Source organism: Polaromonas sp., from assembly GCF_043778355.1.
GTDB lineage: Bacteria > Pseudomonadota > Gammaproteobacteria > Burkholderiales > Burkholderiaceae_C > Polaromonas.
The window spans coordinates 26,907-33,385 of sequence record NZ_JAYWHI010000020.1; the positions used below are offsets into that span (position 1 = coordinate 26,907).

A 6,479-nucleotide genomic window follows, 5' to 3' on the forward strand; every position below is an offset into this window, starting at 1 on the left:
AGGGTTGTGCGTCGTTTTTTAATGAGTTTGCTGGTGTTGATGTTTCTCACCGGCTTGTTGGTTTTTGGCGCGGCGGGCTGGTGGCTGTACGAACCCCTGAAGCTGCAACCGCAAGCCGGCAACACCGTGGTGGACCTGGAAATCGAGCCCGGCACGCCGGCGCAGCGCGTGGCCCATACCGTCGCCGCCAGCGGCGTGGCAGTGGAGCCGACCCTGCTCTACGCCTGGTTCCGGCTGTCTGGCCAGGCGCGCCAGATCAAGGCCGGCAGTTATGAAGTCACCCCCGGAACCACACCGCGCTCGCTGCTGAGCATGCTGGTGCGCGGCGAGGAAAGCCTCAAAAGTGTGGTGATCGTCGAGGGCTGGAATTTCCGCCAGGTGCGTGCGGCGCTGCAAAAAGCCGAAGCGCTCAAACCCGACAGCGCGACACTGAGCGCCGAAGCCATCATGGCGCAGCTCGGCAAACCCGGCGTGCACCCGGAAGGGCGCTTTTTCCCCGACACCTACACCTATGCCAAAGGCTCCAGCGACCTGGCCGTGCTCAAACGCGCTGCGCGCGCGATGGACCGGCGCCTGGAAGCCGCCTGGTCGCTGCGCGAGGCCGACTCGCCGCTCAAGACGCCGGACCAGGCGCTGATCCTGGCCAGCATCATCGAGAAGGAAACCGGCAAACCGACAGACCGGCCTGAAATCGGCGGCGTGTTCACAAACCGCCTGCGCATCGGCATGCTGCTGCAGACCGACCCGACTGTCATTTACGGTCTGGGCGAACAGTTTGACGGCAACCTGCGCCGGCGCGACCTGCAGACCGACACGCCTTACAACACCTACACCCGCGGCGGCCTGCCGCCCACGCCGATTGCCATGCCGGGCAAGGCGTCACTGATGGCCGCCGTCAAGCCGGCTCCGACCAAGGCGCTGTATTTTGTGGCCAAGGGTGACGGCAGCAGTCAGTTCAGCGAAACGCTCGATGACCACAACCGCGCCGTCAACAAGTTTCAACGAAACAAGTGATGTCAGGCCTTTTCATCAGCTTCGAAGGCATAGACGGTGCGGGCAAGTCCACCCACATTGCTGCGCTGGCCGATGCCTTCAAGGCACAGGGCAGGGCCGTCACCCTGAGCCGCGAGCCGGGCGGCACGCCGCTAGCCGAGAAGCTGCGCGCGCTGATCCTCAACGACGCGATGGACCCGCTGACCGAAGCCCTGCTGATTTTTGCGGCGCGGCGCGACCACCTGACGACCGTGATCGCGCCAGCACTGGCGCGCGGCGACGTGGTGTTGTGCGACCGGTTCACCGACGCCACCTTTGCCTACCAGGGCGGCGGGCGCGGTTTCGATCTTGAAGTGCTATCAAAACTGGAGCTGTGGGCGCAGGCGGCGCAAGGGCTGGGGCGCGATTTTGTGCATGAGCTGGGCCGCAAGGGCGCAGCACCGGCGATTGTCCAGCCCGACCTGACGGTCTGGTTTGATCTGGCGCCTGAGGAAGCCGCGCAGCGCCTGGCCGGCGCACGTGTGCCGGACAAGTTCGAGGCCCAGCCGGTCGAATTTTTCCGCCGCGTGGCTCAAGGGTATGCCGACCGCATGGCGCAGGATCCGATCCGTTTTGCACGCATCAACGCGGCCCCGGCGCGCGACGCTGTCTGGCGCGCGGTCTATCAGGTTTTTGCCGACAAAGGCTGGTTGCCATGAGTGGCCAGGCCGCGAACGCTAATCCACCGCTGGCGCCCTGGCTGCAAACCCAGTTGCGCACGCTGCTGGCCCAGCGCGGCCATGCCTGGCTGCTCAGCGGACCGTCCGGGCTGGGCCAGTTCGACCTGGCACTTGCGCTGGCGCGCGCCTGGCTGTGCGAGCAGGCCACGCCAGATGGCGCCTGCGGTGTCTGCGGCAGTTGTCATGCGGTCGCCGTTCACACCCATGCCGACCTGTGTTTGCTGATGCCGGAAACCCTGTCGCTCGCGCTGGGCTGGCCGCTGGACGAAAAAACCCAGGACGATCTGGACGCCAAAAAACGCAAGCCCAGCAAGGAAATCAAGGTCGATGCGGCGCGTGAAGCAGTCAGTTTCACCCAGTTCACGCGATCACGCGGCACGACCAAGGTGGTGCTGGTCTACCCGGCCGAACGCATGAATGCCATCACCGCCAACACCCTGCTCAAAACCCTGGAGGAGCCGCCCGGCGCGGTGCAGTTCATCCTGGCGACCGAAGCGGCGCACCAGTTGCTGCCCACCCTACGCAGCCGCTGCCAGGGCCACACCATGCACTGGCCGTCCCATGACGAGGCGCTGGCCTGGTTGTCTGAACAGGCGCCCGGCGAAGGCAAGGGGGCGGCCCGGCCATCCACCGCCGACCTGCAGACGTTGCTGGCCGCCGCTGGTGGCCGTCCTGCGGACGCGCTAGAACGGCTGCGCGCCGGACCCAGCAGTGCCAGTGCCCAGCACTGGCAGGCACTGCCCAAAGCGATGGCGCGTGGCGACGTCAGCGCACTGTCCGACATGGGGCCGACGCAGGCAGTCGATGCATTGCAAAAGTTGTGTCATGACGTGCTGGCGGTGAAGGCCGGTGCCCAGCCCCGTTTTTTCAGGGTCGCAGACCTGCCGGGTGGCAAATCGGGTGGGCCCGGCTTCATGGCACTCGGTGCCTGGTCCAGGGAGCTGGCGAGCACCGCGCGTACCGTCGAACACCCCTACAACCCCGGCCTGATGTTGGAAACTCTGGCCAGCCGGGCACGCCAGGCGCTGGCTGCCAAATAAGCGCGATTTCTTGCTGACAGCAGGGCGCTCCAGCCTATAAACTAAGTGGACCTATGAGCTCATTGCCCCCCGCCAGTACCCCCGGCGCCAGCGCGCGGCCCAGCGTCATCCAGTTGGCCATCCGCGAAAAGGCGGCGCTGTACGCTGCCTATATCCCGCTGTTCACCGAGGGCGGTGTGTTTATCCCCTCGGCGCGCGACTACAAGCTCGGCGACGACGTGTATGTGCTGCTGACCCTGCCGGACGACATCCAGCGCTACCCGGTGGCAGGCAAGGTGGCCTGGGTCACGCCGGCGCGCGCCTCCGGCAACCGCACCCAGGGCGTGGGCGTACGCTTCCCGAACGACGAAAAATCGCGCCTGCTCAAGATCAAGATTGAGGAAATCCTCGGCGCACATCTGGCGTCTGACCGCCCGACCCAGACCATTTAGTTTTTCTGGTGGCCCTGCGCCACCGATCCGCTACTTTTTTGATAGCTTTCCACGCCCGTCCGACATGGGCTGGAGGCCAATTTGATGCATAAATCCACGCTGTCCTGATGTTCACCGATTCCCATTGCCATTTGAGCTTTCCCGAGCTCCAGGCCCAGATGCCACAGATCCGCGAAGCCATGGCCGCGGCCCTGGTCGACCGCGCCTTGTGCATCTGCACCACGCTCGAAGAGTTTGAGACGGTTCATGCGCTGGCCACCACCTATGACAATTTCTGGTGCAGCGTGGGTGTGCATCCGGACAACGAAGGCGTGACCGAGCCCAGCCTGGATGATTTGGTGCGGCGCGCGGCGCTGCCCAAAGTGGTGGCCATTGGCGAAACCGGGCTCGACTACTACCGGCTCGGCGAGCGCACGCTGGCCGACATGCAATGGCAGCGCGAGCGTTACCGGACCCACATCCGCGCCGCCCGCCAGACCGGCAAACCGCTGGTGATCCACACCCGCAGCGCATCAAACGACACGCTGGCCATCCTGAAAGAAGAGGGTGAAGCCACCGACGGAGCGGGGCGGGCCGGCGGGGTGTTTCACTGCTTCACAGAGACCGTCGAGGTTGCGCGGGCGGCGCTGGACCTCGGTTTTTACATCTCGTTTTCCGGCATCCTGACCTTCAAAAACGCCGCCGATTTGCGCGAAGTCGCCCGTTTTGTTCCGCTGGACCGGACTTTGATTGAAACCGACAGCCCCTACCTGGCGCCCATGCCGTACCGCGGAAAAACCAACAACCCGTCTTATGTCCCTTATGTGGCCAAACAGGTGGCCGAGCTCAAGCAGTTGCCGGTGGAAACCATTGCCGAAACCACGAGTCGTAACTTTGAACGCTTGTTTTCAGGAGTTTTATCATGAAAAATTTCTTCTCAAATTACATTAAGAATGTCGTATATCTAATTGTTTTTGTTGGATATGTTTCTGCTTTTGCCGGGTCTTACGAAGACTTCTTCACGGCCATCAAACGTGACGACGCCGCCCAAGTCCGGCAATTGCTGGGACGCGGTTTTGACCCCAACACCATCGACCCCAAGGGTCAGAGCGGCCTGTACCTGGCACTGCAGGAGCCGTCGCCCAAGGTGGCACAGGTTTTGGCTGAATGGCCGAAAACCAATGTCAACCAGCTCAACGCCCAAGGCGAAAGCGTGTTGATGATTGCGGCGCTCAAGGACAACATCGGTGCAGCCACCAGCCTGGTCAAGCGCGATGCCGACGTCAACAAAACTGGCTGGGCGCCGCTACATTACGCGGCCACCAGCGGCAGCCTGGCCATCCTGAGCCTGTTGCTGGACAACCATGCCTACATTGATGCCGAATCGCCGAACGGGTCGACGCCGCTGATGATGGCCGCGATGTACGGCACGCCGCAGGCCGTCAAGCTGCTGGTAGAGGCCGGCGCCGATCCCTTGCTCAAAAACCAGCAAGGCCTGACCGCCATCGACTTTGCCCGGCGTGCCAGCCGCACCGAGTCTGTGGAGCTGCTGACGGCTGCCATACGAACTAAGCAGGCGACAGGCAAGTGGTAGCTGTGTCATTGGGCTTAAACAGGTCGCTGTGCGTGGCCTGGTGACCTTCCATAAACACGCTTGTTGAGTTCTACGATGTATAAGACATTTACGACCTTTATATTAATGCAGTTTCTTCATGAATGAGGTAAAAAAAGGGGAGGTCTATCAGGGTGACCGGCCCCGCTTCGAAAGAGCGTACGGAGCAGCCCAAGGAGCGCGCCACGTAGTGGCCTTATAGTCGTCAGCCGACAGGGGAGCTGCGCCCCCCTCCCTACGCTTCGCTACGCCCCCCGCAGACGCCACGGACGCGAGAGAAAAGACCGAGTTAGGAACCGCAGCGGCAAGGGCCAACGCGTCGACCTGGGCCTTGATGGCGGGTTTGTGCTTCACTTTGGACACGGCCACCGCCTTGACCACCGGAGGCAAAGCAGCCTTCTTGGCCAAGCGCTTTAGCTCTTTGACCCTGACCTTCTCACGCACCCGATCTGGATGAGCAGCAGCGTATCGAGCGACGGCCTCCCTGCGCGCACGGTTAAAGGCTTCAGGGTCCAAAGCCTTACGCTTGGCAACCGATGCCTTGGAGCTGGCTGCGCGCCTAGCATCGGCAGTCGCTAGCCGCTCCTGGCGCCCTTCATAGACGACCGTCATACGCGCCAAGAACTGGGGCAACGTCTCAGTCTCGCGCTCGAGTTTCTTAAGGTACTCAACTTTGAGCTGCTCAGGTGTGTAACGAGGCATCAGAGCACCCTCCAAGCGACGTACTCAGCGTACCGGCACAGGAACCACAACGGCACCTTACGAAGGCGCAATGGCACCTTGGACGGACGCATGCAAAGAGCCACGGCACGATGCACGGCGGGAGAAAACCAGCCGGGCAGGGCAGCAGTGAAAGTGTCCGCTGGCCTCATGACTTACCCCCCTTGCCGTCCACCGACCCCGGCAGCGTGTCCACATACTCTTCAACGACACGCATAGCGTCCCGGACACGTTTAGGGGCCAGCAGGCGGATAGGAGCAGGCTTGGCTACGACCCTTGCCACCAAGCCCGCCAGCAACCCGCCAGCCCGTGGAGCGGTCAATCCATCAAAACCGCCAGGAGCGGAAGCAACGCGCTTTTGACCCCGAGTTAGCTTAGCCATAATTTGTTACTTTCCATGATGTGAAATTAGGCGCTATGGTTTCAGTAGCACCGGATGTAGACAGGCCGTGATCTGACTGTTTATGTCGAGTAGTGTTCTTAAGATAAATTAAGGCGGGCGGCTGCGCCGCCGCCCGGCCAAGGCCGGTCTGGTCGGTCAGGCCCACCGGTGCCCGGTGCGCCCTGCGGTCGCCCCCAAGCACCGGCGCACCCGCCCGGCCCGCCTCGGAAATGGACGGAACGGAGGCCTGAACGGTCTGGCCAGACAGGGCTGTCAGCTCAATTAAGGCCCGCTCGAGCTGGCCGGATTTGCGGTACATGGAGCTGAAGCACCGGGCCTGACGGACCAGCAACGTCCACCAGGAGCCATCATTGCCCGAGATGGTTCGACCCTCAGGCGTGACCAACATCCCACGGGAAAAGCTCCAGCCGCGCCACGATTCACCCGGTAGCTCCATGTAGCGCATCAGCTTGAGCAGCTTGAACGAGGCGTAGGGCACCTCATGCCGGCCGCTCAGCCAATTCTGTAAAGTGCGAAGTGACACGTGCAGGAGCTTCGCGGCTTCGGGGTGAGTCAGGCCCAGATCGAACAGCGCCGCACGGA

At 62.7% G+C, this 6,479-nt stretch carries 7 protein-coding genes; 6 read left to right on the top strand and 1 reads right to left on the bottom strand.

Annotation, left to right across the window (positions count from 1 at the left end):
• Positions 1 to 6 precede the first annotated feature (6 nt).
• The 6 genes from mltG to ACH2CW_RS03425 all read left to right on the top strand — a co-directional run bounded on the left by mltG (position 7) and on the right by ACH2CW_RS03425 (position 4,756).
• The gene (mltG, locus tag ACH2CW_RS03400) at positions 7 to 1,014 is read left to right on the top strand and encodes an endolytic transglycosylase MltG (protein WP_395055440.1); all 1,008 of its coding nucleotides are present in this window, start codon (positions 7 to 9) and stop codon (positions 1,012 to 1,014) included.
• Positions 1,014 to 1,691 (top strand): dTMP kinase, encoded by a 678-nt coding sequence (tmk, locus tag ACH2CW_RS03405; RefSeq protein WP_395055441.1) that lies wholly within the window; start codon positions 1,014 to 1,016, stop codon positions 1,689 to 1,691. Before mltG ends, tmk begins: the two co-directional genes overlap by 1 nt.
• Positions 1,688 to 2,752, top strand: a complete 1,065-nt coding sequence (locus tag ACH2CW_RS03410; protein ID WP_395055442.1) for a DNA polymerase III subunit delta' — start codon at positions 1,688 to 1,690, stop codon at positions 2,750 to 2,752. Before tmk ends, ACH2CW_RS03410 begins: the two co-directional genes overlap by 4 nt.
• A 53-nt stretch (positions 2,753 to 2,805) precedes the next feature.
• Entirely contained in the window at positions 2,806 to 3,183 is a 378-nt protein-coding gene (locus tag ACH2CW_RS03415; RefSeq protein WP_395055443.1) for a PilZ domain-containing protein, read from the top strand.
• A 107-nt stretch (positions 3,184 to 3,290) separates the two neighbouring features.
• A complete protein-coding gene (locus ACH2CW_RS03420; protein WP_395055444.1) occupies positions 3,291 to 4,088 on the top strand; it encodes a TatD family hydrolase in 798 nt (265 codons plus the stop codon).
• Entirely contained in the window at positions 4,085 to 4,756 is a 672-nt protein-coding gene (locus ACH2CW_RS03425; RefSeq protein ID WP_395055445.1) for an ankyrin repeat domain-containing protein, read from the top strand. Before ACH2CW_RS03420 ends, ACH2CW_RS03425 begins: the two co-directional genes overlap by 4 nt.
• Before the next feature lie 1,112 nt (positions 4,757 to 5,868).
• On the opposite strand, the gene ACH2CW_RS03430 is transcribed toward ACH2CW_RS03425, so the two are convergent.
• Positions 5,869 to 6,479 (bottom strand): VC1465 family Xer recombination activation factor (locus ACH2CW_RS03430; RefSeq protein ID WP_395055446.1); only part of this gene is annotated, 611 nt, incomplete at its 5' end.

Coding starts and splice junctions, on each gene's coding strand:
- tmk (WP_395055441.1), top strand. CDS start 1,014: ATGTCAGGCCTTTTCATCAGCTTCGAAGGCATAGACGGTGCGGGCAAG.
- ACH2CW_RS03410 (WP_395055442.1), top strand. CDS start 1,688: ATGAGTGGCCAGGCCGCGAACGCTAATCCACCGCTGGCGCCCTGGCTG.
- ACH2CW_RS03415 (WP_395055443.1), top strand. CDS start 2,806: ATGAGCTCATTGCCCCCCGCCAGTACCCCCGGCGCCAGCGCGCGGCCC.
- ACH2CW_RS03420 (WP_395055444.1), top strand. CDS start 3,291: ATGTTCACCGATTCCCATTGCCATTTGAGCTTTCCCGAGCTCCAGGCC.
- ACH2CW_RS03425 (WP_395055445.1), top strand. CDS start 4,085: ATGAAAAATTTCTTCTCAAATTACATTAAGAATGTCGTATATCTAATT.